The 894-nt window shown below is 67.6% G+C and carries 2 protein-coding genes; both read left to right on the top strand.

Annotated elements, in window-relative coordinates; genetic code table 11:
* A partial coding sequence (locus tag ACXJKJ_RS30255; protein ID WP_457395071.1) for a PDZ domain-containing protein occupies positions 1-369 on the top strand: 369 nt, incomplete at its 5' end.
* A gap of 169 nt (positions 370-538) precedes the next feature.
* Positions 539-894 (top strand): GTP-binding protein (locus ACXJKJ_RS30250; protein ID WP_457395074.1); only part of this gene is annotated, 356 nt, incomplete at its 3' end.

The following is an 894-nucleotide window of genomic DNA, read 5'->3' as shown; positions in this document are numbered from 1 at the left end:
ACGCTGACCGCCCAGGCCGAAGACGCCGAGGCAGGCAGCCCGCGTGCAGCCGCTGCCCCGGATGCGGCCCCGCAGACGGGCAGCAATGCCCTGCTCGGGCTGGAAGTGGCCGATATGACGGCCCCGCAGCGCAAGCAGCTGGGCCTGGAGGCCGGCGAGGGCGTGCGCATCACCCGGGTCAACGGCCAATCGGCGCGTGATGCACAGTTGTCGCCGGGGTTGGTGATCCTGCAGGTCGGCCGTACGCCGGTCGGCAGCGTGGCGGCGCTGGACAAGGCGCTGGCCGGTTACAAGAAGGGCGATGTGGTCATGCTGCTGGTTCGTGCCAACGGCAACAGCGCCTTCGTGGCGGTCAAGGCCGGGCAGTAAATTCCCGCCACCACTGCGTTTCCGGGCCCGCTTCGGCGGGTCCGGTCGTTTTGGGAGCCCATTCACGCCAATCGCCGCAATGGCCCACGCGGGAGCGGGCCGGCCATGCGATAATCCGCAGTCATCCTGACGACGCGACGCGCCGCCGCCACCTATGTCTTCTGATTCGATGCGGTTCATCCGCAACTTCTCCATCRTCGCCCACGTCGACCACGGCAAGTCCACGCTGGCCGATCGCATCATCCAGCTTTGCGGCGGCCTCCAGGCCCGTGAAATGGAGGCGCAGGTGCTCGACTCGAACCCGATCGAGCGCGAGCGTGGCATCACCATCAAGGCCCAGTCGGTCTCCCTGCCGTATGTCGCCAAAGACGGCCAGACCTACCACCTGAACTTCATCGACACCCCCGGGCACGTCGACTTCTCCTATGAAGTCAGCCGCTCGCTGGCCGCCTGCGAAGGCGCGCTGCTGGTGGTCGATGCGGCCCAGGGCGTGGAAGCGCAGTCGGTGGCCAACTGCTACACGGC

It is taken from the genome of Roseateles sp. P5_E1, assembly GCF_054049335.1.
This window is presented reverse-complemented; position numbering and strand designations above follow the sequence as displayed.